A 24,340-nucleotide genomic window follows, 5' to 3' on the forward strand; every position below is an offset into this window, starting at 1 on the left:
CCTTTGCGCCCCCTATGCTCTCTTTTCGCCCTACCTTCTTTGTCCTGTTTCTGAGTGCGTTGCTGCTCGGCTCGTGCACCGGCTATCAAAAGCTACTCAAGAGCGGCGACGTCAACAAGAAGTACGAAGCTGCCATTCAGTACTACGACAAAGGCGATTTCTTCAAAGCCGGTACGCTGCTGGAAGACTTGATTCCGTTGCTGAAAGGCCGCCCCGAGGCGGAAAAAGCCCAGTTCTACTTCGCCAATACCAACTACCGCCAGCGCAATTACGTGCTGAGCGCGTATTACTTTAAGTCGTTCTTCGAAACGTATCCTAACTCGCAGTACGCCGAGGAATCGACTTTTCTGTACGCTAAGTCGCTGTTTCGCGACTCGCCGGGCTTCGAGCTCGACCAGACCAACACGTACACCGCGATCGAGTCCATTCAGGACTTCCTGAACCGCTACCCGACCAGCCAGTTCCGCCCGGAAGCGGAGAAGATGTCGCAGGAATTGCAGCGGAAACTGGAAGTGAAGGCTTTCGAAAGCGCTCGTTTGTATTACCAGCTGCGTTATTATCAATCAGCCGTTACGGCGCTGGGCTCTTTTCAACAGCAATTTCCGTCTTCGGCTTACAACGAGGAAGCGGCGTTCCTGAAATTTAGCGCCCAATACGACCTGGCCAAGGAAAGCGTGGAAGAAAAGCAACGAGATCGTTACCTAGAAGCCATCGCGTTTTACCAAAGCCTGGTCGACAACTATCCGCAAAGCAAGCGGCTGAAAGAAGCGGAGTCTATGTACGCCAACGCCCGCGACGAAGTAGCGAAGCTCAAGCCCAAAGACGCTACCGCAGTAAAATAAATTTTGTAACCGTTAAATTGTCAAGCTGTTAAGCTATTGATCATCAGAAACAAAATGCAGCCTACGGGCTTTATTTTGTAAGTGCTTGATAATCAAATAGATAGCAATTTGGTCGTTCAAACCTTTAGTCTTCCCAAGATGAAAACCCCGAATAACGTACCAGCTTCCATCGTAACCCGCAATCTGTCGGATTTTGCTGCTGAAACCGGCAACGTGTACGAGACGATCGCCATCATTTCGAAGCGCGCCAACCAGATTTCGGTGAAGCTGAAAGAAGAATTGAACGGTAAGCTGGCCGAGTTTGCAACTACCGTCGATAACTTGGAGGAAGTGTTCGAAAACCGCGAGCAGATCGAAATCTCCAAGCACTACGAGCGCCTGCCCAAGCCCACCAACTTGGCGTTGGAAGAGTTTCTGGAAGGCAAAATTCACTACCGCACGCCGTCGGAGTTCGACGAGAACGGCAATCTGCGTGTAGTCGAGTAAGCTTTAACAACGCTGCTTGATGTCGCTGCAAGGCCGCAAGATCCTGCTGGGCGTAACGGGCAGCATTGCCGCGTACAAAGCCGCCACGCTAGTGCGGTTATTGGTAAAGGCCGGGGCTGAGGTGCAAGTCATTCTGACTGCCTCGGCCGCGGCCTTTGTCACGCCGCTCACTTTGGGTACGCTCTCCAAAAAACCCGTGCTGACCAGTTTCCTAAAGGACGAAGCGGCCGGCGAGTGGCACAACCACGTGCATTTGGGCCTCTGGGCCGATGCACTGGTAATTGCGCCGGCCAGCGCCAATACCGTAGGGCATTTGGCTAATGGGTTGTGCGACAACTTGTTAGACGCAGCTTATCTGTCGGCGCGTTGTCCGGTGTTTCTAGCGCCTGCCATGGATTTGGACATGTATGCGCACCCCGCCGTCACGCGTAATTTCGAGCAGTTGCGGGCTTACGGCAACTATGTGCTGGAGTCGCCGGCCGGCGAGCTGGCCAGCGGCCTATCGGGGCCGGGCCGGATGCTGGAACCCGAAGCTATCGTGGCGGAACTCATGAAATTTTTCGGCGCATAGGCCACTACCGCATTTGTCAGCACACAATTTTCTATGCGCGTACTAATTACCGCCGGGCCAACTTACGAACCCATCGACCCCGTTCGGTTCATCGGCAACCACTCGACTGGCAAAATGGGCTACGCACTGGCCGAGGCTTTTGCCGAAGCCGGCGCGCACGTAACGCTGATCAGCGGGCCTACCCAGTTGTCGGTGCAACACGCTGCTATTCAGAAGGTTGACGTAGAGACAGCAGACCAGATGTTTGCGGCGGCTACCGCTGCCGCGCCCGAGGCAGATATCTGGGTATTTGCCGCAGCAGTTGCCGATTACAAGCCGCGTCACGTTGCCGAAAATAAGATTAAGAAAGAAGGTGATACGCTTACGCTCGAGCTAGTCAAGAACGTAGATATTGCCGCTACCTTGGGGCGCACCAAGCGGCCTGAACAATTTTCGGTGGGTTTTGCGTTGGAAACTATAAACGAGGAAGCCCACGCCCGTGAGAAGCTTGAGCGCAAGAATTTTAACCTGATTGTGCTCAACTCCCTCCGCGATAACGGTGCTGGTTTCCGCCACGATACCAACAAAGTGACGCTGCTGGAAGCCGGAGGGCAAATGACTATCTTTGAGTTGAAGCCTAAGGCCGAGGTGGCCCGCGACATCGTCCGAACCGTACTTGCCCGCTTGCACCCCGATGCGTAACTATCTGCTGCTGCTTCTGCTGATTTTGCTTTGTGCCTGCTCCGGTGCTTGGGCGCAAGAGCTGCAAGCAACCGTTGCCGTGACAACTGAAAACGTCACTATTTCGGATCCGCAGCTGGTGCGGCAAATGCAAAACGACATCCAGGGATTTCTGAATAACCGAACCTGGACAACCCAGACCTACCGGCCGGAGGAGCGCATTCAGTGTAAGTTCTTCGTGGGCATCACCGAAATTCCGCAGACCGGTACGTACCGCGCCACCGTGCGTATCCTGACTTCGCGGCCTGTATACGGTACCGGCTACGAAACGAACCTGCTGTCATTTGCCGATAAGGGCTGGATATTCAATTATTCGCCGCAGAATCCGCTCGATTACTCGGAGAATACTTTCATCTCCAACCTCTCGTCGCTGCTGAGCTTCTATGCCTACATCATCATCGGCATGGATCAGGACAGCTTCGCCCGGCTTGGCGGCTCGCCTTACTACGATCGGGCGCGCAACATTTTGACGTTGGCGGCCTCACAATCATCTACGAATGAGCAAGATCCCGGCTGGAAAGATGCCGAGCCACGCAATCGCTACTGGTTGCTCAATAACTTGCAGGATCCGCAGTTAGAGGCCTTCCGGACGGCCATTTATGCCTACTACCGGCAAGGCATGGACATCTTCATTGAAAAGCCGCAAGATGCCCGCGCCAGCGTGTTTACGGCCTTGCAAGGCGTACAGCAGGCCATCGTGCGGCGGCCCGGCACCTTGCTAGCCCGTGCGTTCTTCGATACCAAGTCCGACGAAATCGCCAACATCTTCCGCACTAGTCAAGATCCGCAGCAGAAGCAGCAACTCGTAACGCTGCTCTCGGAAGTAGACCCAACCAATTCGGCTAAGTATCAGTCGATTCTGCGGCAACGATAGCTGCTGGATAAACACCGGTAAAGCTGCTAAGAATATTGGCGCAAATTTGTTCTCTTGACAAAAGCGACTAATTTTATTAGTTGGAAGGGTGTTAATGCGCTGAAGCGACGAGTTCTTAAGGGAATTTGACCCTTCATAACGGCGTTTTTCGGAGCAAAAAGCCACTTTCTGCTCTTTAGTCGAACACTAGAGGGTAAATGCTGGAATCAGGAATTCTGAGAGGCGAAAAGCACCGTGAGCTTATTCGGTTCAGGATTTTTACGCTTACTTCTTAACTGACGACCCCGTGCTGGTTGACCTTCGCATAAAAAATTATGCTCTTATCGAGCAACTCGAACTTCGTCCTTCGGCACTGCTCAACATTATCACCGGCGAAACTGGCGCCGGTAAGTCCATTATGTTGGGCGCAATTGGGCTATTGCTTGGCAACCGGGCCGATTCGCGCATGCTGTTCCACACGGAACGTAAGTGCGTGATTGAAGGGCAGTTCAATATTTCGAACTATCAATTGCAGGACATCTTCGAGTCCGAAGATTTGGATTACGACGCCCAATGCATTCTGCGCCGGGAAATCAGCCCAACTGGTAAGTCGCGTGCTTTCGTAAACGACACGCCCGTAACGCTGGAAACCTTGCGCAAAATCGGGGCGAACCTGATGGACATTCACTCGCAGCACGATACGCTGCTGCTGGGCGACGCTGTGTTTCAACTCAACCTGCTCGATTTATACGCTGGCTTGGTGCCGACGCGAGCGCAGTACAGCAACTCCTACCGTTCGTTCCGGAAGCTGGAAGCGGATCTGAAAGCGCTCGAAGCGCAAGTGGTGCAGGCCAACAAAGAGCTTGATTATCACAGCTTTCTGCTGAATGAACTCGAAGAAGCCCGCCTCGACAACGAGGATCAGGAGGCTTTGGAGCAGGAAATCAAGCAGCTGGAGCACGCCGAAGAAATCAAGTTTAAGCTCGCGCAGGCTTATCAAAGCCTCAGCGAAAGCGAGTACTGCGCCACGGGCAGCATGAAGGAAGCGGCTGTATTACTTGGGCAGATTTCAACCTATGCCGATACTTTCCAGACCCTCAAAGAACGCCTCGACAGCTGTCTCATTGAGCTTCACGACATCGCCGACGAAGTAGAAGCCGCCGAGCGCCGCACTGAAGGCGACCCAGTTCGCATCGACGAATTGCAGGCGCGCCTGAATGTTCTCTACAACCTACAGCGCAAGCACCAAGTGCGCGATACGGCGGGCCTCATCGCCGTCCGCGACGAGCTGCGCCAGAAAGTTGGTTCGGTACTAAACCTAGACAAAGAAATTGCGCGCCTGCGCAAAGACACCGACGGCGCCCTTAACACGGTGAAACGCCAAGCGGCTAAGCTCTCGGAAAACCGCCTGAAAGCTTTCCCCAAGTTCGAAAAGGAGTTGGCCGCATTGCTTTCCGATCTGGGCATGCCGCACTCGCGCATTGTGGTGCAGCACAGCGCCGGGCAGCCGACTGCGAGCGGTACCGATGTGGTTAGTATTCTATTTACGGCTAACAAAGGGGCTCAGCCTCAGACGCTTAGCAAAGCTGCATCGGGCGGCGAATTCTCGCGTTTGATGCTGTGTATCAAATACATGCTGGCCGACAAAACGGCTCTACCGACCATCGTATTCGATGAAATTGATACCGGTATTTCGGGCGAGATTGCGGTGAAAGTAGGCCGCATGATGCAGCAAATGGCGAAGAAGCACCAGTTGGTTGCTATTTCGCACCTGCCGCAAATGGCTGCTGCGGGCGATGTGCACTACTTCGTGTACAAGGAAGATCGGGAGGACCGCACGATTAGCCGCATCCGTGAGCTTTCTGCCGAAGAGCGCGTGCGCGAGATTGCACAGATGATTTCGGGCGCCAACCCCAGTGAGCATGCTTTCCAAAGCGCTCGCGAATTGCTGGCTTTGCGCGGCGAAGCGCTGGCTGCTTAACCTTAATAAGTGGTTGAAAAAGAGAGGCTTGGCAAACTGCCAGGCCTTTTTGTTTTGACCTGGCAAAAGCTGCATTCAACTGCTGGCGCTCAGCCAAACAGGATAAAGCAAGAGGCTGCTGTAGGCCTAACTGATTGCGAAAGCGCGTTGGGGTTCCGGATGAAAAGCTATTTTTGCTTACTTCTTTCCTCCGAAAACCCACAACCACATGTCTAATAACCTACTCGCTGGCAAGGTCGGCATCATCTCCGGCGCGCTCGACGAAAAATCCATTGCTTGGAAAGTGGCCCTGAAGGCGCACTCCGAAGGTGCCCGTTTTGTGCTCACCAACGCGCCGCTGGCCATGCGCATGGGTGAAATCAAGAAGCTCTCGGAGCAGTGTGAGGCCCCGATTGTCCCGGCCGATGCTACGTCGGTGGAGGAGTTGGAAAACCTGTTTACGCAGGCCCAAGAGCACCTCGGCGGCAAGCTGGATTTTGTGCTGCACAGCATCGGCATGAGCACCAACATTCGCAAAGGCAAGCACTACGGCGACCTGAACTACGAGTGGTTTCAGAAGTCTATTGACGTGTCGGCGCTGTCGTTTCACAAGATGATGCATGTCGCTGAGAAACAGGATGCTATGAACGAGTGGGGCAGCATCGTGGCCTTGTCGTACATCGCCGCCCAGCGTGTATTCCCCGACTATACCGACATGTCGCAGGCCAAAGCCGTGCTCGAAAGCATCGCCCGCAACTACGGCTACCGCTTGGGCCGCCTGAAGAAAATTCGGGTGAACACCATCTCGCAATCGCCAACCAAAACCACCGCCGGCACCGGCGTAGGCGGTTTCGACGCTTTCTTTGACTACGCCGACAAGATGTCGCCGCTTGGCAACGCACCCGCCGAAGCCTGCGCCGACTACTGCGTGGCCCTCTTCTCCGACCTAACCCGCTACGTGACCATGCAAAACCTGCTGCACGACGGGGGCTTTAGCAGCGTAGGCATCTCGGAAGACATTGTAGAAGCCCTGACGAAGGCTAATTCATAATCAACTGATAATCATTTGATTGACAAAAGCCCAGCCACATCGGCTGGGCTTTTTTTGTAAACCTGCCGCTGGTACTGGACTTGCGCCGCTTTTCAAGCGAATATCCCTAAGCTGTGGCTCGCCTTCGGAAGTATTGCCTCACGCCGATATGGACGCAGGCAGTACTAAGCGTCCCGCGGCTTCCTGATAAAATTGGTAACCATTTGATGGTAACGAGATTGCTAATTAGTAGCCAGATGTTGTGGCTTCGTCTAGGAAGGAATTGGGGTGCTTGCTGCGATATAAGCTCAGTGGCACCGTGATGAGGCGATAGAGCAAAGCATGCGTGTGAGGGCTGGGAGCGCGCACGTAGGCTTGCTTCACGGTTTTGCCCTCGGCCAGAAAGGAAAACCGAAAGCCAGTGCCATCCAAAACGATGCGGCTGCGGTTGGCTTCGGGGTTTTCCAGCGTTTCCGGGCTGGCCAAGTACGCCGAATCGAGGAGCGCCACCAAGGCTTTGTTGCGGGCCACGGGTAGCAGCAGGCTGTCTTTGGTAAAATAGGAATGCTTTTCAATAACCACTTCGAGGGCATCCGACAAGGCCTTAATGCTGTCGCGTGGGAGGGACGGTTGCAGTTGCCGAGCCAGCTTTCCGTAGAGCGGGTCGGCGCGCAGCTGGGCTTGGTTGACGCCTTCCTGCTTCTGATAAATCAGCGTAACGGTGCGGCGCTCCCGCCGCATGGTAATATCGAAGCGGCGGCCCGATGCCGCCGAATGCGCGCTCACTTGGATAGTGTAGGGCGGCAGCGCGCCCGCCGAAGCGGCAGGGTTGCTGGAGATAAAAAGTAATAAAAACAGGATTTTCATAATTAAATGCTAATCAAATATTTGTGTAATAAACGTAATCAAGGGTCAGCGTAATCGGATGCAAAATGTCGGGCCAATACTTCGACGAAGACGGTAGTTCAACCCCAGCGGATCTGCAATGTTAGCAGGTTTGCCGACGATGAAAGCGAGCCTGCGCTTACGGGCTGGCCGATGAAAGGCGGCGTACAAAGCAACAACTTTCCCAAAGGGCGATCGTTGAAGAAAGCACCCGTTTGCCGGACCTGATTTTGGTAGCGGCCGCCGACGGCAAGCTCCAGAAGGCCGAAAGCCAGTTTTTGCTGCAAATAGGCAACCGCCTGGGCCTCACGCCCGAAGAAGTAATGCCCATCGCCGACAACCTGAGCGTGTTGAGCTTCATCACGCCGGCCGAAGGCCTTCAGCGCACTATGGAGTTGCAAACGCTGGTGCAAATGATGCTGGAAGACGGCGACATGGACGATCGCGAATACGGCCTGTGCCTGGAATACGCCAACCGCATCGGCTACAGCAAACAAATCCTGGACGACATGGTGCAGCAGCTCTCCGGCAACGGACCCGCCGCGAATAATCCGCCCACGGTAAGCTAAGCGGAGGCACAGAGCCAGCCGCGAAAGCAACAGAAGCACAGCAGGCGCCGGCAGGAGAGAGGAGGGAGCAAAATACTTGCTGATCTGCTTTCCCGGCCGGCGCCTGCTGCCGTTTTGGGCCGCGGCAAACTTTTTCTGTTCAGCTTCGTTCTTCGCCAAGAAATAGGAAAATACTCTTATGGCATGGTGATTGTACTTCACCTTTACAGCTGAGTATAATTTTCGGAACTCAAATTTCAATCGTCATGAAAAAGGCCACTTATATCATCAGTCTGATCTTGATCCTGGCCGTTGCTTTTGGCAACTCGGCCCAAGCCCAACGCAAGCCTTGGAGCCCCCAAGCTAAAGGTGCCGTCATCGGGACCGGCGTGGGCGCTGCTGCCGGCGCACTCATCAACAAGCGCAACCGCGTAGTAGGTGGCGTAGTGGGCGGTGTGGTAGGCGGTGGTGCCGGATACGGCATCGGCAAGCACATCGACAACAAAAACAAAGCGCGGATTGCCGCTGCCAACCGCGCTGCTGCCGAAAGAGCGGCCGCTAACCGCGCCGCCGCCAACCGGGCGGCCATTGCCCGGCGTGAGGCTGCTCCCACCCGGTCTGCTGCGGCAGCGCCTATGGCCAACAGCCTCGTAGCTACCAACGCTGCCGTAACAGGCGTAACGCCTGCGCCTTATGCAATGGGTGCGGCGTATCTGCCCAACGAGTCGTACGGCGACCATACTACGGCTTACTCCACCTCAGAGTACAGAAGAAAGAGCTGGTAATCCGGAGCTTCTCCCATTTCAAAGCCCAAGCTCCTGTGCTTGGGCTTTTTTTGCATCTTCGCGTCCCTCCCTCCAAACCCTACTTTCATGAAATCGCTGACCGGCATTTTGCTCGCCACTGCCCTCCTCGTGTCTTGCTCCGACAAGAAAGACGATGTCAACGTTCAGGATCTGAACCAACAGTTTATCAGTGCCTGGAATAACAAGGATGCCGATAAATTGACCGCGCTGTTGGCCGACGACGCCCAGTTTTTGCAAGGCGAAACGCACTTCAAAGGCAAATCGGAAGTAACCGACAAATGGGTGAAAGCCACACTCGGCACCATCACCGATCTGAAAACCAACGTGGTAAGCTCCGACGTCGATAGCCATCTGGCCTACGAAGCCGGTACTTTCTCGGTAGATGTGATGCCTTCTGCCCCCGACCAGCCCCACGGCATCGGGGAAGGCAATTTCATCCTGCTCTGGAAAAAAGGTGCCGACGGCGCCTGGAAATTAAGCTACGCCCAACTGGAAGATCTGCCCGTGCAGGTCAAAAACCAATAAACATATCATTTATACAAGTATTTGATTGTTAGAGACTTGTATAAATGCCCATTGCGGCTACATGATCGCTCCAAAACCAAAAAGGACAACCCACCGGGTTGTCCTTTTTGGTTTTAAAAGCTTTTGCAACTTTGTGCGAATCAGCGCTAAACCTCTTTCCGATGAACGTTCAGCAAGCATATAATTCTTGGGCCGCGACATACGATGCCGTTCTGAACAAGACGCGGGATATCGAAGCACTGGCCATCCGAAGCGTGGTGCCGCCCGGCGCATTTGCCGAAGCCATCGAGATCGGTTGCGGCACTGGCAAAAACACCGAATGGCTGGCAAGCTGCGCTGCACACGTCACGGCCGTTGATTTTTCGGCGGAAATGCTGAGCAAAGCCAAGGCGAAACTAGCGCTGCCCAACGTAGATTTTCAGCAGGCCGACATTACCAATGCTTGGGCGTTTGCCAGCACCCCAGCCAACCTGATTACCTGTAGCCTGATATTGGAACACATTGAAAATCTTGACTTTGTGTTTCAACAAGCTAGCGAGGCGCTGGCGGCCGGCGGACTTTTTTACGTTGGCGAACTGCACCCCTTCAAGCAATACCAAGGCAGCAAAGCCCGCTTCGACACCGCCCACGGCGTACGGGAGCTAGAATGCTACGTCCACCACATTTCCGATTACATGGAAAGTGCCCGGCACCATGGCTTGCGCTGCGTCGCGGTGCAGGAATGGTTCGACGACGGCGACCGTGCTACCACGCCGCGGGTGGTATCGTTTGTGTTTCAGAAACCTTGAGGCTACTGGAAATCAGCTTTCTTCCTCAGGGCTAGTATCGGCCTGAGTAGTAGCCTCGTAGGTGTCGGCGTATTTGAAGTCGTCGAGCCAATACGCCGAGCTTACAACTTCAAAGACCACGCTCTGGCCCTCGCTCTTGATCTTACGAAGCTGCCAGAGAATGTCCTGCGCCTCGGGAAAGCTAGTGCCTGCCAATTGCTCGCTAAACAGGCGTTTGAGCAAGGTGTTGTCCGGCATGCCTTGGGCCAGCAGCCTCAATACGGGCGCCTCCGGCTGCTCCTCAAACACGGTCAGGCCATCGGGCTCGGCGGCCGTTAGCTGCACCTGAAACTGCACGGCCTCGGTCCGCGGAAATTTGCCGTTGTAGGCTTCGTAGAGCAGTTGGGTCGCTTTAAAAAAGCCTTCGTGCTGCGAAAGCTCCGGGTTTTCTTCCCACAGCTTTTCGGTCAGCATTTGGTGGGCTAGGTTCTCGACCTGGCCGGCATTGAGCTGATCGGCAAACAGGTAGTTCAGTACCAATTCGGCGGCTTCGTTGGGCTCTAAGTCCGTCAGCGACATCAGGCACATGGCTTTCAGCTCCGCGGGCTCAATCTCTTCGGGGTTGTCGTAGCTCATGTTGCGCAGCAGCTCCTGGTAGTCGGAGTTTTGCCAAGCGTTCGGCAGTTCGGTAAGCGTATCGAAGGAAAGACGTTCTACAGTGAAATTTTTCATGGAGGGCAGCGCTGAATCTCAACGCGTTGTAAGTCAAGTAAAAGGCGCAGAATCGCGCCCCGACAATCTTGTTTACGGCTCAGCTCGCCAAAGACTCATCCAGCTGCTTTTAATTATTCGTGAAATAACACGGGATTTTATAAATAATTGATTTTAAGGAGATTATATAATTAAAATGTCTGTGCTTACCTCCCTTTCACACCGGGATAAAGCTCCTTTACTACGTCGCTCTGTACAAATTCTTTGGTGCGCACATTCATCATGCTCAAGCGGCCGCTGTACGCCGCCCCCTGATCCAGATTCCAGACGTTTTCGTGGTGGCAGGGTACCAGATGGGCAGGCCAAGTGGGCGTGTGGCCAATAAAGCACTCCTTGTAGCCTGTGGCCGGCTTCCGGTAGCGCCATAAGCTCCGCGTCCAGATCAGGTCGTACGGGTCTTGCGCTGCGATGGGCAGCTCGGGGTCATACCCGGCGTGCACGTACAGGTTGCCTAGGTTGTCTTCGAAATAAGGAAGCTGCTTACCGAAGAAATTTCGGAAATGGTGTTGGAGGCGGCTTTTGGGCACTTGCTGGTACGCCTCGTAGGTGGCTTTTCCACCCTGCAAGTACCAAATCTTATTTATGTCCGGAAGCGGCAATTGGGTAGCCATCCACTCGGCAGCCCACCAGTCGTGGTTGCCTTGCAGCCAGATGCTTCTGGGAATGGACAACAGCCGCTCCACGCATTCCGGTGTTTCGGGCCAGCCATCGGCCACGTCGCCCAGATGAATCAGGCGATCGATGCCCGGTCGGAAGGGGCTGCGCTCCAAAACTTGTTCCAAAGCGCGATAAGCCCCGTGAATGTCGCCTAGTACATAGGTTTCCATGCCTGCACTACGTCAGTCAAGATTACATGGGTGAAAGAAAGCCACGGAACAACGTCTGGAGAGCGCTATATCAAAAAAGGCATTTTTCCGAAAAAGACCTAAAATATGATGGCATGCCTAACATTATTATACCATTATTTCTGATAACTACCCTAAAATTTTAGGTGGTTTATTTTGACAATGCATATAATTCTATACATTAGGGGTAAAATGAAGGGTGGATACTTTAGGGAAATAGGTATTTTTCAGGCCGTTCCCTACGGATCGTTACCGCTACACACAAGCCACTAACCCGCAAGCGCCGGCTGGCAATGAACGCCTAGTGTAGACTGGTACTGCAGGACCAGGAGAGTTTTGAGAACAGCATAGCATACACTTTCAGCTAAGTGCGGATGACGCACGGGCCGCAATCCTGGCCCTGGTTTTCTGTGCGCTTTCGAAAGTGAGAACAAAGGCTCCGCATACCTGCCTGGCTTCCCAAACCGGCGGGCTCGTTTCATGACCTTTTTCGTGTGTCACTCATAACCCGGACCGTATGCTTTTTTGTACAACAGTTTTTGCGCTGTGCTCACCATTTATTGCCGATCCGGGAGATTCTGTGCAGGTGAAGCCCTTTAAAATTTCCGGCTACGCAGACGTGTACTACCGGCATAATTTTAATAACCCCAAAGAATCTCCTTACAACAACCTGACAAGCTTTACCAACAGCCACAATTCGTTTGAATTAGGCATGATTTCGCTGAAAGCGGAGCATTCTTTTGGCAAAGTAGGCCTGGTGGCTGACGTCGGATTTGGTCGGCGCGCCGAGGAATTTTCTTACAACGACGCCAACACCCGATTTGCGATCAAGCAGTTGTTTATTACCTACGCGCCCACCGACAAAATCAAGATTACGGGCGGCAGCTGGGCCACGCACGTGGGCTACGAGTCGGTGGACCCGTACCTGAATCGGAATTACAGCATGAGCTACATGTTCTCGTATGGGCCCTTTTTCCATACGGGCCTAAAAGCCGAGTTCACGGTGGGCAACAAGACGGTGCTGATGGCCGGCATTGCCAACCCAACGGACCTGAAAAGCGCCAGCCGAATGCCCAAAACCTTTATCGCGCAGGTTGCAACCAGCACCGCCGACGATAAAATAAAGGCTTATTTCAACTACCAGGGCGGCAAACAGCAGGATTCGATGCGCGTGCAGCAGGGCGATGTGGTCCTGACGTTTGCGCCGTCGCCGAAGGTTAGCTTCTCCTACAACGGCACGATGCAGTACCGGCAGGAGCGCACCGAAACCGGCTGGCAGAACTACCATTCGTGGTGGGGCTCGGCGCTGTATGCCAACCTCGATCCGGTGCCCTGGTTTGGGCTTACGCTGCGGGGCGAGTATTTCAACGACAAAAAAACAGTGCTCGGTTTCGGGAAGGATATCGTCGAAACCACGCTCTCCGCGAATTTCCGAAAGGACAACCTGACCATTATTCCGGAAGTGCGCCTGGACAGCAGCGGGTCGGGCGCGGGCATCTTCGCGGATAAATCCGGCAACAGTAAAAAATCAACGGTAAGCGGGCTATTGGCGGCGGTCTACAAATTCTGAAGAACGCGCTTGGGCGTCCGCTGCAAAAGCGGCCTGTCAGCTGCTTGGCTTTTCATTTAAACAAAGAAGGTTGAATTAAAACGATTACTCTCCCATGGAAAACACGCTTCCTTCCACCACCAAAATGAATTACGGCACGCTCACGCTGCTCGTGTTATTCGTGCTGAGCGGCATTGCGGCTTTTGTGCCCATGCCGCATCCGTCGGCGGCCGCGCCCACCGACCTCAACGCCGCCGACATCGCCTGGATGCTAACCGCTTCGGCTTTTGTGCTGCTCATGACGCCGGGTCTGTCGTTTTTCTACGGCGGCATGGTGCGGCCTAAGAACCTGATATCTACCATGTTGCAAAGCTTTGTGGCACTGGGAGTTATCTCCATTCTGTGGTATTTCGTGGGCTTCTCGCTGGCCTACGGCGACTCGTGGCACGGCCTCATCGGCAACCCTCTGACATTCCTGATGCTGCGGAACGTTGGAACCGCACCTAGCCCGGCTTTGTCGCCCACGATCCCGCTGATTTTGTTTTTCGCGTTTCAGCTTAAGTTTGCCATCATCACGCCGGCGCTGATCACCGGCTCGTTCGCCGAACGCGTGCGCTTCAAAGGCTATCTGGCGTTTATCGTCCTGTTTTGCCTGTTTATTTATTGCCCGCTGGCGCACTGGACCTGGCATCCCGATGGCTTTTTGCGCAAGTGGGGCGTGCTCGACTTTGCCGGTGGCACTGTGGTGCACATCTCGGCGGGCGTGGCAGCGCTGGCTGGAGCACTGGTACTAGGGCCCCGCAAAGCACACCGCGGCACCTCTTTCTCGACGCCGAATGTGCCGTTTGTGCTCTTGGGTACGGGCCTGCTGTGGTTCGGCTGGTTTGGCTTCAACGCGGGCTCGGCCTTGGGGGCCAACGAAACGGCCGCGCTGTCCTTCGTCAACACCAACTTGGCTTCTGCTGCCGCGCTGCTGGCCTGGATGCTGATTGAAGTAGCCCGCGGCGGCAAGCCGACGGCCATGGGCGCCTGCATCGGGGCCGTGGTAGGCTTGGTGGCCATCACGCCGGCCGCCGGCTACGTCGATTATGGCCAAAGCATCCTGATCGGGATGGTGGGCGCTGGTGTCAGCTTTATGGGTGTGCACTGGAAAAACAGCCGTACGCGCATCGACGACACGCTGGACGTGTTCCCGTGCCACGGCCTGGGTGGCATCGTAGGCATGATCCTGACGGGCGTATTTGCGGCGAAAGTAGGCTTGGTGCATGGCAGCACCACCGTGTTCAGCTACCATCTGCTGGGTCTCGTGATCGTGATTGCCTATACGTTTGGCGTTTCCTGGGTGCTGCTGAAGCTCACCGACATGCTGTTTGGCCTGCGGGTAAAAGACGCTGACGAAGAGCTGGGCCTCGACCTGAGCCAGCACGAAGAATCGACCTATCACGTCGACGAAGAATTCGAGAAAACCTATCGCAAAGAGTTGGTTTCGTAGCCTTTGCCTAATTGCCCGACTCAGTAGAAGGGCGCGTTGCGGACGCGGTGCGCTCTTCTACCCGGCTCGGTTTTATTGTCCATCCTTCACTTACGGGACTTCTCTCCATGTCAATTTTGCGCTTCAAAGCGCTGGAACTGGTCGATCATCGCAAGCCGGTTTTAGTTGTTCCAGCTACCGAAAGCCGGTCCGCCAGCTTCGGCAAAAACGTATTCAACACCGAAGCCATGCGCGTTTCCATGTCTGGCTCGGCATTCAAAAAATTGCAGGCCACCATCAAGCAAGGCCACGCCATCGATTCGGATCTGGCTGATGCCGTGGCAGCGGGCATGAAAGCTTGGGCCCTGGCCAAAGGTGCTACGCACTACACGCACTGGTTCCAGCCGCTGACCGGCGCCACCGCCGAAAAACACGATTCATTCTTCGACCTCGACGGCGAAGGCAAGGCCATCGACAAGTTCAAAGGCTCGGCGCTGGTGCAGCAGGAGCCCGACGCTTCGTCGTTCCCCAACGGCGGCATCCGCAACACCTTCGAAGCCCGCGGCTACACGGCCTGGGACCCCACGTCACCAGCTTTTATTTTGGAGACGGCAGGGGCGAAAACGCTGTGTATTCCCACGATTTTCGTGGCCTACACCGGCGAAGCGCTCGACTACAAAGCGCCGCTGCTCAAGTCGCTGGCTGTGCTTGAAAAAGCGGCCGTCGATGTCTGTCACTACTTCGACAAAGACGTGCAGCGCGTGCACACCACGCTGGGCATCGAGCAGGAATACTTCCTCGTGGACAAAGCCCTCTACGACGCCCGCCCCGATTTGGTCATGACCGGCCGCACGCTGTTTGGGCATGCGCCGTCCAAGGGTCAACAGCTTGAGGATCACTACTTTGGCTCGATACCAAGTAGGGTGCATGCTTTTATGCTCGAATTCGAGGAAGAGGCTACTAAGTTGGGTATTCCGCTGCGCACGCGCCACAACGAAGTGGCGCCCAACCAGTTTGAGTGCGCCCCGACTTTCGAAGACGCCAACCTAGCTGTCGACCACAACCAGCTCCTGATGGATTTGATGGGCAAAGTGGCAGAGCGGCACAACTTTAAGATCTTGCTGCACGAAAAGCCCTTTGCAGGCATCAACGGTTCGGGCAAGCATAACAACTGGGCCATGAGCACCGACACGGGCGTCAACTTGCTCGCGCCTGGCGGTCGGCCGAAGGAAAACCTGCAATTCCTGACCTTTTTTGTGAATGTGATCAAGGCCGTGCACCGCTACGGTGAGCTGTTGCGGGCCAGCATCGCGTCGGCTTCAAACGACCACCGCCTGGGGGCCAACGAAGCGCCGCCGGCCATCATGAGCGTGTTCGTGGGCTCGATGCTGGACTCGGTCCTGGACGAGCTGGAGCGCACGGCCAAGCTGCCCCTGGACAAGGGCGACAACATCTACCTCAAGCTGGGCATCGACAAGATCCCGGCCATCCTGCTCGACAACACCGACCGCAACCGCACCTCGCCCTTCGCCTTCACGGGCAACAAGTTCGAGTTCCGCGCCGTGGGCTCCTCGGCCAACTGCTCCTCGGCCATGACCACACTCAACGCCATCGTCGCCGATCAATTGATCGATTTTAAAGCCACCGTTGACGGCCTGATTGAGAAGGGCAAAAAGAAGGAAGTCGCCATTGTGGAAGTGCTCCGCGACTACGTGATTTCTTCTAAAAATGTACGCTTCGAGGGCAATGGCTATTCGGATGAATGGAAGGAAGAAGCAGCGAAGCGCGGCCTCGCCAATGTGCCTACGACGCCCCATGCCTTGGACGCGCTCATTCGGGAAGATGCAGCCGCGTTATTCGAACGCCATCATATCTTGACGCACGTCGAGCTACACGCCCGCCACGAGATTCTGCTGGAAGACTACATCAAAAAAATTCAGATCGAAGGCCGCACGATGGGCGATTTGGCCATCAATCACATCATCCCGACGGCCATTGCCTACCAGACCAAGCTCATTAACAACGTGTGCGGCCTACGCGAGATTGGCCTCGACGGCGACCATACCAACGTGACCCTGGATACCATCAAGGCCATTTCGCGCTACGTGTCCACCATCAAGACGGAAGTAGACGCGATGGTGGAAAGCCGGAAAGTGGCCAACAAGATCGAAGACACGCACGAGCGCGCCGTAGCCTATTGCGAAACCATTCGCGATCGGTTCGACGTCATCCGCCGTGCCGTGGATAAACTGGAATTGATGGTGGCCGATGAAGACTGGCCTTTGGTGAAATACCGCGAATTGCTATTCAGGCACTAAAAGAGCTTAATAACCAATGCCTTATGCCTAACGCAGCCGAAGTGGGAGAGAGGTGCTTCGGTTGCGCTCGGCATGCAAGGTTGGAAGATCTAGCGCAGCAGCTCAACGATAGCTAGGTCCTTACCATTGGGTTGCCAAGTCGTCGGTGGGCTTGTGCAACATGGTCTGAATCAGGTCGTTGATGATTTTTTTTGCGTGTGCATCTACTTCGGTTAGCTTCTGGTCGCGGTACTTGCTAGGCCGGGTGTACACGATTTTTTCGATGCTGGTGGTAGTAGGGCCAGTGCTGTATTTGCCCACACGGAGATAATCGGGTTCTGTATATAATATATTGGTAATCAAGTACTTATAAAATCCGTCTTTCACCGAAACGGACACTGCATACGTGTAAGCTTCCTGCCCTTTTTTGCGCGTAATCCGCGTCCGGACGACGCCCACTTCCTGATTGTTCCGAAGTTCCGTGGCCTTATAATCGCGCACCTGCTGCGCCGACCATTCCTGCGCCCGCGAGAACAATTGGTCTTTCGACGCATCGGCTACGGGCACTACCGCCGTGTATACTACTTTATGTGTGGCGTTGTCGAGGGGTAAAATCGAGAAAGTATAAGGCACCTGCTGAGCGCTGGCCGCACTGCCGAGCAGGGCAAGCCAGAGAATAAGTAAAACTTTCATGGGGTGGGGTTTGGGTACGGGGTGGAACCAAAACGGAAGTAACAGTATACGACAGAAGTGCCAAGGAGGTAGATCGCTGCCCGTGGTGGACGAGGCATTGGTTGTACATACTTAATGGCCACAAATTACGCGCCCAATTCACGATAATAATCGGGGGCGGCGTTACCGCGCGGGCGCCAAGATAGATCGGGCTCTGAAAAACTCGTCCACCTTGCTGTTAAACGCAGCGGCGTGCTCCCGTAGCGTGGCATGGCCGCTGTTGGGCACAATCCAGAGCCAAGCGCGGGGCAGATTCTGGTAAATGGCTACGGTGTGTTCGGGCCGAATTACGTCGTGATCGCCGGCAATGATAAAAGCAGGCGCCTTGATGCGGCCCAGCGCCGACAGCGGCACGTGCGGCTGGTTCCAATCGAGCAGGAATACCTTCCAGTCGTTTTTGCGGGTGGGGTCGGTGAACTTTTGGCTTTTGCCTTCCTGGTAGCCGCGCTTCATTTGTTGCCACAGTTCCGGCATGAGCGCCGTGGAATCAGGCCAGAGGTTGGCGCCGGTGGCGGCCAGCTTTTTTACCTTCTCGGGGTGGCGCAAGGCCAGCAGCAACGCCGTAATGCCGCCGTCGCTCCAGCCCAGCACATAGGCCGAATCGAGGCGCAATTGGGCGAGCAACGCGGCACAATCGTCGGCCATCATCTCGAAGCTCAAGGAATCGGCGCGATCCACGGATTTGCCGTGGGCCCGGCTGTCGAGGGCCAAGACGCGGTAGCGCTTGGCGAAGTAGGGAATGGTTTTCTGAAAGTCCTTGCTGCTGCCGCCATTGCCGTGCAAAAGCAGCAGGGGCGGGCCGGTGCCATACGCTTCGTAGTACAGCTTCACGCCGCGCACGGTAGCGTACTTGCCGGCGGCAGGGTTGTTGCCATAGGGTACTGTCTGAGCCACAGCCCATTGGCAAAGCAGCAGAAGCGAAAAGAACAGCAAGTGGCGTTTCATAAAACCAAGGTAATGCCTTATAAGCCTTGGTCTGCAAAACCGTTTTCGGCAACTACCAACGGCTTGCGCACGAAGTGGCTGTAGCGCTCGGCAGCAGTCTGGATTTCCTGATCGGTAGCTTGGCTCACAGGCCCGAAAAGCTTCTTAGTGACCACCACGCTGTCTTTTTTGTGCATTCGTGCCCACGTGCCGAGCACCCGCCCGTTCTGCACAATGGTCGGATTGAAAATGCCGTTTACCGTAATCACTTGTCGTGTGTAAGCTTCAGGTAGACAGATACTTCTGTTGCGGTAGCCCAACACATACTCATCGAAACCGGCCAATAGGTGCGTGTCAGTAACCTGCGGCTGCGGTGTAGGAGTAGCGAGTGAAAGCCAATAAGTTTCTCCATCCAGGGTTTCGCAGACCAAAACGGCCTTGTTCAGCTCCAGGCCTTGCTTGGCCTCCTTGAGCGTCAGACCCGACCACCAGGCAAAATCTGGCAGCGTGGCCGGGCCGTGGCTGGTAAAATACCGTTTGGCCAACTCCGCCAGTGCCTCTTCCCGACCTAGGGGCTGGGACGGGGCAATCCACTCATCCAGTAAGGTGAAAGTCGGGCTGGCGCCTCGCCGAGTGCCGTAGCAAAGCAGCTGCGAGAAAGCTGCTCTCTGGATGATGTGCGACAAACGAAAGCCGGTGGCCTCAATGCCCGCTTGCCCAAACACGCCGGATAATTCCTCGCGGGTTAGCTGATTGCCTCCCTGCAATGAGTTGATTAACAAATCTTTACAACGATCAAAGGTGGCGTCGTCAAGCGCCTCCTTCTTATACAATGTTGCGCAGGCGGCAATTCTGCGCGGCCCCACTAAGGTGAGCAGCCAACGAATATCGGCCGCCGCCACTACATGCAGCGTGCCTCGCAGCAACGAGGTACGGACGATGGATTTATCGGCAAATGCCTGCTCAATAGTCTCCTCAGTAGCTCCCGGCACCCTTATGCCAAGCGCCCATTTAGCCTGCGCATAGTCCTGCGCCTGAAGGGCGCCAAACCAAGCCGCTACTTCCGCGGGGCCAGTAAATCGCGGCGCGGTAAGCTGATGGTTAGCAAGGCGGAGTTGGGCAATATCGAGAGCGTTCATGCAGCGTATTATCGAGGTGCACGATTTGCGGCAGTTGGGTCATTGAAAGTAACGCTGTTGGCTCGCTGGTTTGGTAGCATTAGTCAACAGTGAGAAGCGACAGGCGGTGTATGCTCAGGGCAGAGTGGCTCAGGTGTCGGTCGTGACGTCATCCCATTCTTGGTCCATATACTTGATGAGCCAATTAAAGGAATAATGTCTTTCAAATACCACCCCTCGGTCGAGATTACCCGGATTTGGTTTTTGCTTCATTCTCGCATCGGTGCACGCCCAATTCAGCCTCAGTATTAAATCTGCTTGGTCGAGAATTTCCTTTTTGCTTCTCAGCTTAGCTTTTTCACGAAAATCATTCTCAGATAAGTCATGAATGATTTTCACGTCACTGGCCACATTACACATGCGATCGGGATAGCTCAAGGTGTCGACAAAGCCTAACGCCCACAGCATGACGTGTAAGCTTTCGTAGCGCCAACCGGCGTCGGTTTTCTGCTGTTCGGTCGGCCGCTTTGCCCTTGCATATCCTTGCTCGGTTGGCGTCAGCTTGGAAGAGATGTGAAAGTCCGCATCCATTTTTGCCAAGTAACGCTGCTCAAGCCCTTCGCTTTTTAAGCCGATGTAGCACAGCGCCAAGGCCCTATCAACTACTTCATCTTTCGTGCGGAAAGATGCCTCTGCCTCTGAATCGACGAATAGTGAATTTGGGTTTGTGTAAACAGGAATACCGTGAGCTTTACAATAAGCCTCAGATTGCATTCGTCTGTCTTTTTGATCTTTAGTAGGAACAATGTTTTCTACTGGTATTTTATCTTCCGACGAAGCTTTGGCATTACTATAACTACTGCAAGAGAAAAGACCAGTAGCTAGAAGAAGGGAAGAAATTCTGAGCATTTTTAAATGACAGTTTGAGAAGCAGGCAACACGCGGTTTTGCCGTAGTCTACAAACTTATCAATCTGCTCCAGACGCACAATCACCTCACTTTGCCGCTATAACAAAGAATTTCCCTTACCCCGCCGTATCCATTACCTCATCGCCATCGTCGGCCATCACGCGCGCAATTTTCTCGATATTCAGGCTGCGGGCGGAGGCGTCAAAAATTTCGCGGTAGGTGCCTTTCATGTCGTAAAGCTCGTCGTGGGTGCCGCTTTCCACCATGCGGCCCTGCTTCATGACGTAGATGCAGTCGGAATCCACGATTTGGGCGAGGCTGTGGGAGATGATGACCACCGTGCGGCCCTGCTTGATGGCATCGAGCGAGTTCTTGATTTGCTCCGTCGCGATGGCGTCGAGGGAAGCGGTGGGCTCGTCGAGGAAGATGATGGGTGGGTTTTTCAGGAACAGCCGCGCAATGGCGATGCGCTGCTGCTGACCACCGCTAAGTTGTTGAGCATCTGACTGATACTGTTTAGGTAATTCCATAATCTGCTGGTGCAGATAGGCTTGCTTGCCGGCTTCGACCACTTCCTCAAACGTCGCGTGCATGTTGCCGTAGCGAATGTTTTCTTCGATGGTGCCTTTGAAAATGTGGTTTTTCTGGAGCACCAACCCGATGCGCTGGCGCAGGGCGTGCGTGTCGTAATCGGCGAGCGGGCGGCCGTCGAGCAGCATTTTGCCGCGGTCGGGCTCGTAGAACTTGCAGAGCAGATTGATGATGGTGCTTTTGCCCGCGCCACTCAGGCCCACCAGCGCCGTGGTTTTGCCTTCTTCTATGGTCAGGCATACATCATAAAGGGCCTGTGTGCCACTGGGATAGGTAAAATCGACGTTGCAGATCTCGAATGTGCCGCGCACCTGATCGGGCTGGATAGGGCCGGTTGCTTCTTTGGCGTCGTCTGCGTCGAGGATGTCGAAAAAGCCTTCCGAATAGGTAAGGGCTTCGTTCATCTCGTCGTAGATGCGGTGCAGCTGCCGGATGGGCGCCGATACGTTGTTAAACAGCAGAATATGGAACATGATGGCCCCGATCGAAATCTGCCGGTCGAGCACAAGATAGGCCGTCAGGATGATGATAAGCACCACACCGACCTGCTCCACAAAGGTTTTGAGGCCGTCGTAGAGGAAGTTGGTTTTGCGCGTCTGAAGCTGGGCTTCTTGAAGGTTCTGTTGCAGCTGATTCTGCTTTTCCTCCTCGTAGTCTTCGCGCACGAAGCTTTTAATGACTACTGCCGAATCGATGAGGTTGACCAAGCCTTGGCTTTTCTGCTCACGCAGGCTGCGCAACGCCCGGCGCGTGCCGTTGAGCTTATCGGCCTGTCGGTAGCTGATCCAGAAATAGATCGGCAGAATAAATAGCGCCACCAGCCCCACGTACACGTTGGCCGTGAACATGATAACCAAGGCTACCACGGCATTGGCAAACAGCGGCAGAATGTCGATAAAGAAGTTTTGCACCAGCTTCATCAGGCTTTCAACGCCGCGGTCGATGCGGGTTTGGAGCTTGCCAGTCTGGTTGCCGCTTTCGGAGTAAAACCCTAACTGATAGCCCAGCAGCTTATGAATCGCGTCCTGCGAGAGCGTGCTCGACACGTTGATGCGAATTTTCTCGCCATAAAACTTCTGCCCGAACTGGATAAACGTGTTCACTATTTCCTTGCCCAGCAGCAGCGCACTCACAACTATCAGTAAATCAAGGCCTTGTGCGAGCCCTTTGTGGGCGTCGAGTAGGCCTTGCACCGTGTCTACGGTGTAGCGCAACACAAACGGGTTGACCTGCGCCGCCAGCGAGCCCACTAGCGTCAGGAGCAACGTGCTGATTACTAATCGCTTATAAGGAAGAACGTAGGGGTAAAGTCGGCGAATGATTTCCCAAAGACTCATAACAGGTGCGGATTGATGAAGCGGCACCTTGTTAGACGTGAGCAGTGGGAGTGGGGTTTATTCGGGGGTGTATGAAGGAGGGCAGGCTGCGCTGCGCATGGCGAACGCACGAAGCGAAATAATATTCAGCCGTCGTGGCTTACAGAAAGCTCGGTGTTCAGAAAGAATGTGAAACCCAACGGCTTTTCCTGTTTCTTTAAGGCAAGAAAATCTTCTGATCCTTCAATATCTTCTGGATGAACAAATTAGCATTTCTAGCGCTAGCCGGCAGCTTGGCGGCCAGTGCGCCGGCCGTGGCCCAACAGGCCGAAAAAGTCGATCAGGCCATGATTGCCAAGATCAAAGACGAAGGCCTGAACCGCTCCAAAGTAATGGAAACGGCCTTTTACCTCACCGATGTCTGTGGCCCGCGTCTCGCCAACTCCGAAGGCTTGCAGCGCGCCAACCAATGGACCAAAACGCAGCTCACCAAGTGGGGCTTGGTTAATGCCAACATCGAGCCGTGGGGCGATTTTGGTCGTGGCTGGGACATTGAGAAGTCGTACGTGGCCATGACCAAGCCGTATTACCATGCCATGATCGGGGCGCCGAAAGCCTGGACGCCTTCCACCAGCGGCCCCATCAAGAAGCAGGTTGTGTACGTGAAAGCCGCCGCAGAAACCGATCTCGACAAATACAAAGGCCAGCTGCGTGATAAAATCGTGATCACGGAAGTGACCTCGCCGCCCAAGGCAGGTTTTGAACCGGATGCTAAGCGCTACACCGACGAGGAATTGCAGAAAATGACGGCCGCCACGGCAGGCCCGTCGGCTCGCCCGGCTCTCTCCGACGATGCCATGGCTGCTTACCGCGCCCGCATCGCGCTGCGCGGTAAAATCACGGAGTTCCTGATGAGCGAAGGTGCCTCCGCCGTGTTGAGCAACCCCCGCGGCGGCTCCGACGGTACGTTTTTCACCAGCAACGGCGCGCCTTACGCCGCCGACGCTAAGCCTGTGCTGCCCGAAATTGAAATGGCTCCCGAAGATCAGCTGCGCATGATTCGGCTGGTGGAAGGCGGCATTCCGGTGGAAGTGGAGATGGAAACCATCACCAAGTTTCAAACGCAGGATTTGAAGGGCTACAACGTCATCGCCGAAATTCCCGGCACCGACCGCAAGCTCAAAAGCGAAATCGTGATGCTGGGCGGCCACCTCGACTCGTGGCACGCCGCCACTGGCGCCACCGACAATGCCGCCGGTTGCGCCGTGATGATGGAGGCGGTACGCATCCTGAAAGCCCTGAACGTCAAGCCGAAGCGCACCATCCGGATTGCCTTGTGGGGTGAGGAGGAAGAAGGCCTGCACGGCTCGAAAAACTACGTGAAAAACCACTTCGGCGACCCCGCCACCATGAAGATGCTGCCGGATCATGAGAAGCTGGCGGGCTATTTTAACCTCGACAACGGCACCGGCAAAATCCGCGGTATCTATCTGCAAGGCAATGAAGCAGTTGCGCCAATCTTCACGGCATGGCTGCAACCCTTCGCCGACCTCGGCGCGACTACTATTACGCCCCGCAACACCGGCGGCACCGACCACTTGTCTTTTGACGCCATTGGCTTGCCGGGTTTCCAGTTTATTCAGGATGGCCTCGATTACGGCACGCGCACCCATCACACCAACATGGATACCTACGAGCGCCTGCAACCCGACGACCTCAAGCAGGCTTCGGTGATCGTCGCCTCATTCGTGTACAACACCGCCATGCGCGACCAGAAACTGCCGCGCAAAGCCATGCCGCAGCCCAAGTCGTAAGTCAAGCTGA

At 54.9% G+C, this 24,340-nt stretch carries 23 protein-coding genes; 15 read left to right on the plus strand and 8 right to left on the minus strand.

Annotation, left to right across the window (positions count from 1 at the left end):
- Window positions 1-14: 14 nt before the first annotated feature.
- From H9I52_RS01505 to H9I52_RS01535, 7 genes are all read left to right on the plus strand, one after another.
- Entirely contained in the window at window positions 15-842 is an 828-nt protein-coding gene (locus tag H9I52_RS01505; RefSeq protein ID WP_139514480.1) for an outer membrane protein assembly factor BamD, read from the plus strand.
- A gap of 138 nt (window positions 843-980) precedes the next feature.
- Window positions 981-1,328: a DNA-directed RNA polymerase subunit omega gene (locus H9I52_RS01510; protein ID WP_139514478.1), complete on the plus strand. Its 348-nt coding sequence runs from the start codon at window positions 981-983 to the stop codon at window positions 1,326-1,328.
- 19 nt (window positions 1,329-1,347) lie between these two features.
- On the plus strand, window positions 1,348-1,899 hold the full coding sequence (locus tag H9I52_RS23185) for a flavoprotein (RefSeq protein WP_187452358.1): 552 nt from the start codon (window positions 1,348-1,350) through the stop codon (window positions 1,897-1,899).
- Between the two features lie 33 nt (window positions 1,900-1,932).
- A complete protein-coding gene (locus H9I52_RS23190; RefSeq protein WP_187452359.1) occupies window positions 1,933-2,580 on the plus strand; it encodes a phosphopantothenoylcysteine decarboxylase in 648 nt (215 codons plus the stop codon).
- Window positions 2,573-3,493, plus strand: coding sequence for a DUF4835 family protein (locus H9I52_RS01525; RefSeq protein ID WP_187452360.1), 921 nt, complete (start codon window positions 2,573-2,575; stop codon window positions 3,491-3,493). The genes H9I52_RS23190 and H9I52_RS01525 overlap by 8 nt, the downstream gene beginning before the upstream one ends.
- A 286-nt stretch (window positions 3,494-3,779) precedes the next feature.
- The gene (gene recN / locus H9I52_RS01530) at window positions 3,780-5,453 is read left to right on the plus strand and encodes a DNA repair protein RecN (RefSeq protein WP_139514474.1); all 1,674 of its coding nucleotides are present in this window, start codon (window positions 3,780-3,782) and stop codon (window positions 5,451-5,453) included.
- Window positions 5,454-5,661: 208 nt separating this feature from the next.
- Window positions 5,662-6,483 carry an enoyl-ACP reductase gene (locus H9I52_RS01535; RefSeq protein ID WP_139514473.1) on the plus strand — a complete coding sequence of 274 codons (822 nt, stop codon included), beginning with the start codon at window positions 5,662-5,664 and terminating at the stop codon, window positions 6,481-6,483.
- A gap of 225 nt (window positions 6,484-6,708) precedes the next feature.
- Here H9I52_RS01535 and H9I52_RS01540 read toward each other — a convergent pair whose 3' ends face one another.
- Window positions 6,709-7,329 (minus strand): hypothetical protein, encoded by a 621-nt coding sequence (locus tag H9I52_RS01540; RefSeq protein WP_187452361.1) that lies wholly within the window; start codon window positions 7,327-7,329, stop codon window positions 6,709-6,711.
- Between the two features lie 233 nt (window positions 7,330-7,562).
- Between H9I52_RS01540 and H9I52_RS01545 the strand changes: the two genes are divergently transcribed.
- From H9I52_RS01545 to H9I52_RS01560, 4 genes are all read left to right on the plus strand, one after another.
- Complete coding sequence (locus H9I52_RS01545) at window positions 7,563-7,916, plus strand: hypothetical protein (protein WP_187452362.1); 354 nt, start codon at window positions 7,563-7,565, stop codon at window positions 7,914-7,916.
- A 245-nt stretch (window positions 7,917-8,161) separates the two neighbouring features.
- Window positions 8,162-8,680: a YMGG-like glycine zipper-containing protein gene (locus H9I52_RS01550; protein ID WP_187452363.1), complete on the plus strand. Its 519-nt coding sequence runs from the start codon at window positions 8,162-8,164 to the stop codon at window positions 8,678-8,680.
- Between the two features lie 87 nt (window positions 8,681-8,767).
- A complete protein-coding gene (locus H9I52_RS01555; RefSeq protein ID WP_187452364.1) occupies window positions 8,768-9,226 on the plus strand; it encodes a YybH family protein in 459 nt (152 codons plus the stop codon).
- Window positions 9,227-9,387: 161 nt separating this feature from the next.
- Window positions 9,388-10,014: a class I SAM-dependent methyltransferase gene (locus H9I52_RS01560; RefSeq protein WP_187452365.1), complete on the plus strand. Its 627-nt coding sequence runs from the start codon at window positions 9,388-9,390 to the stop codon at window positions 10,012-10,014.
- A 12-nt stretch (window positions 10,015-10,026) separates the two neighbouring features.
- Here the strand turns inward: H9I52_RS01560 and H9I52_RS01565 are convergent, their stop codons facing one another.
- Together H9I52_RS01565 and H9I52_RS01570 are read right to left on the minus strand one after the other, a co-directional pair.
- The gene (locus H9I52_RS01565) at window positions 10,027-10,725 is read right to left on the minus strand and encodes a hypothetical protein (RefSeq protein ID WP_187452366.1); all 699 of its coding nucleotides are present in this window, start codon (window positions 10,723-10,725) and stop codon (window positions 10,027-10,029) included.
- Window positions 10,726-10,910: 185 nt separating this feature from the next.
- On the minus strand, window positions 10,911-11,591 hold the full coding sequence (locus tag H9I52_RS01570) for a metallophosphoesterase (RefSeq protein WP_187452367.1): 681 nt from the start codon (window positions 11,589-11,591) through the stop codon (window positions 10,911-10,913).
- 604 nt (window positions 11,592-12,195) lie between these two features.
- Here H9I52_RS01570 and H9I52_RS01575 point away from each other — a divergent pair.
- From H9I52_RS01575 to H9I52_RS01585, 3 genes are all read left to right on the plus strand, one after another.
- Complete coding sequence (locus H9I52_RS01575; RefSeq protein ID WP_222940388.1) at window positions 12,196-13,179, plus strand: outer membrane beta-barrel protein; 984 nt, start codon at window positions 12,196-12,198, stop codon at window positions 13,177-13,179.
- A 94-nt stretch (window positions 13,180-13,273) separates the two neighbouring features.
- Window positions 13,274-14,650, plus strand: a complete 1,377-nt coding sequence (locus tag H9I52_RS01580; protein WP_222940389.1) for an ammonium transporter — start codon at window positions 13,274-13,276, stop codon at window positions 14,648-14,650.
- A gap of 107 nt (window positions 14,651-14,757) precedes the next feature.
- On the plus strand, window positions 14,758-16,947 hold the full coding sequence (locus H9I52_RS01585; protein WP_187452369.1) for a glutamine synthetase III: 2,190 nt from the start codon (window positions 14,758-14,760) through the stop codon (window positions 16,945-16,947).
- A gap of 120 nt (window positions 16,948-17,067) precedes the next feature.
- Here H9I52_RS01585 and H9I52_RS01590 read toward each other — a convergent pair whose 3' ends face one another.
- The 5 genes from H9I52_RS01590 to H9I52_RS01610 form a co-directional block, all read right to left on the minus strand.
- Complete coding sequence (locus H9I52_RS01590; RefSeq protein ID WP_187452370.1) at window positions 17,068-17,619, minus strand: DUF4468 domain-containing protein; 552 nt, start codon at window positions 17,617-17,619, stop codon at window positions 17,068-17,070.
- Between the two features lie 162 nt (window positions 17,620-17,781).
- On the minus strand, window positions 17,782-18,603 hold the full coding sequence (locus H9I52_RS01595) for an alpha/beta fold hydrolase (RefSeq protein ID WP_187452371.1): 822 nt from the start codon (window positions 18,601-18,603) through the stop codon (window positions 17,782-17,784).
- A gap of 17 nt (window positions 18,604-18,620) precedes the next feature.
- Window positions 18,621-19,721: a winged helix DNA-binding domain-containing protein gene (locus H9I52_RS01600; protein WP_187452372.1), complete on the minus strand. Its 1,101-nt coding sequence runs from the start codon at window positions 19,719-19,721 to the stop codon at window positions 18,621-18,623.
- 129 nt (window positions 19,722-19,850) lie between these two features.
- The gene (locus H9I52_RS01605; RefSeq protein WP_187452373.1) at window positions 19,851-20,609 is read right to left on the minus strand and encodes a DUF4272 domain-containing protein; all 759 of its coding nucleotides are present in this window, start codon (window positions 20,607-20,609) and stop codon (window positions 19,851-19,853) included.
- Between the two features lie 116 nt (window positions 20,610-20,725).
- Window positions 20,726-22,537 (minus strand): ABC transporter ATP-binding protein, encoded by a 1,812-nt coding sequence (locus H9I52_RS01610; protein ID WP_187452374.1) that lies wholly within the window; start codon window positions 22,535-22,537, stop codon window positions 20,726-20,728.
- Window positions 22,538-22,773: 236 nt separating this feature from the next.
- On the opposite strand from H9I52_RS01610, the gene H9I52_RS01615 reads away from it, so the two are divergent.
- Entirely contained in the window at window positions 22,774-24,330 is a 1,557-nt protein-coding gene (locus H9I52_RS01615) for a M28 family metallopeptidase (protein ID WP_187452375.1), read from the plus strand.
- Window positions 24,331-24,340: the final 10 nt, after the last annotated feature.

Origin of the sequence: Hymenobacter sp. BT491, from assembly GCF_014349165.1 — a bacterium.
Taxonomy (GTDB): Bacteria; Bacteroidota; Bacteroidia; order Cytophagales; family Hymenobacteraceae; genus Hymenobacter; species Hymenobacter jejuensis.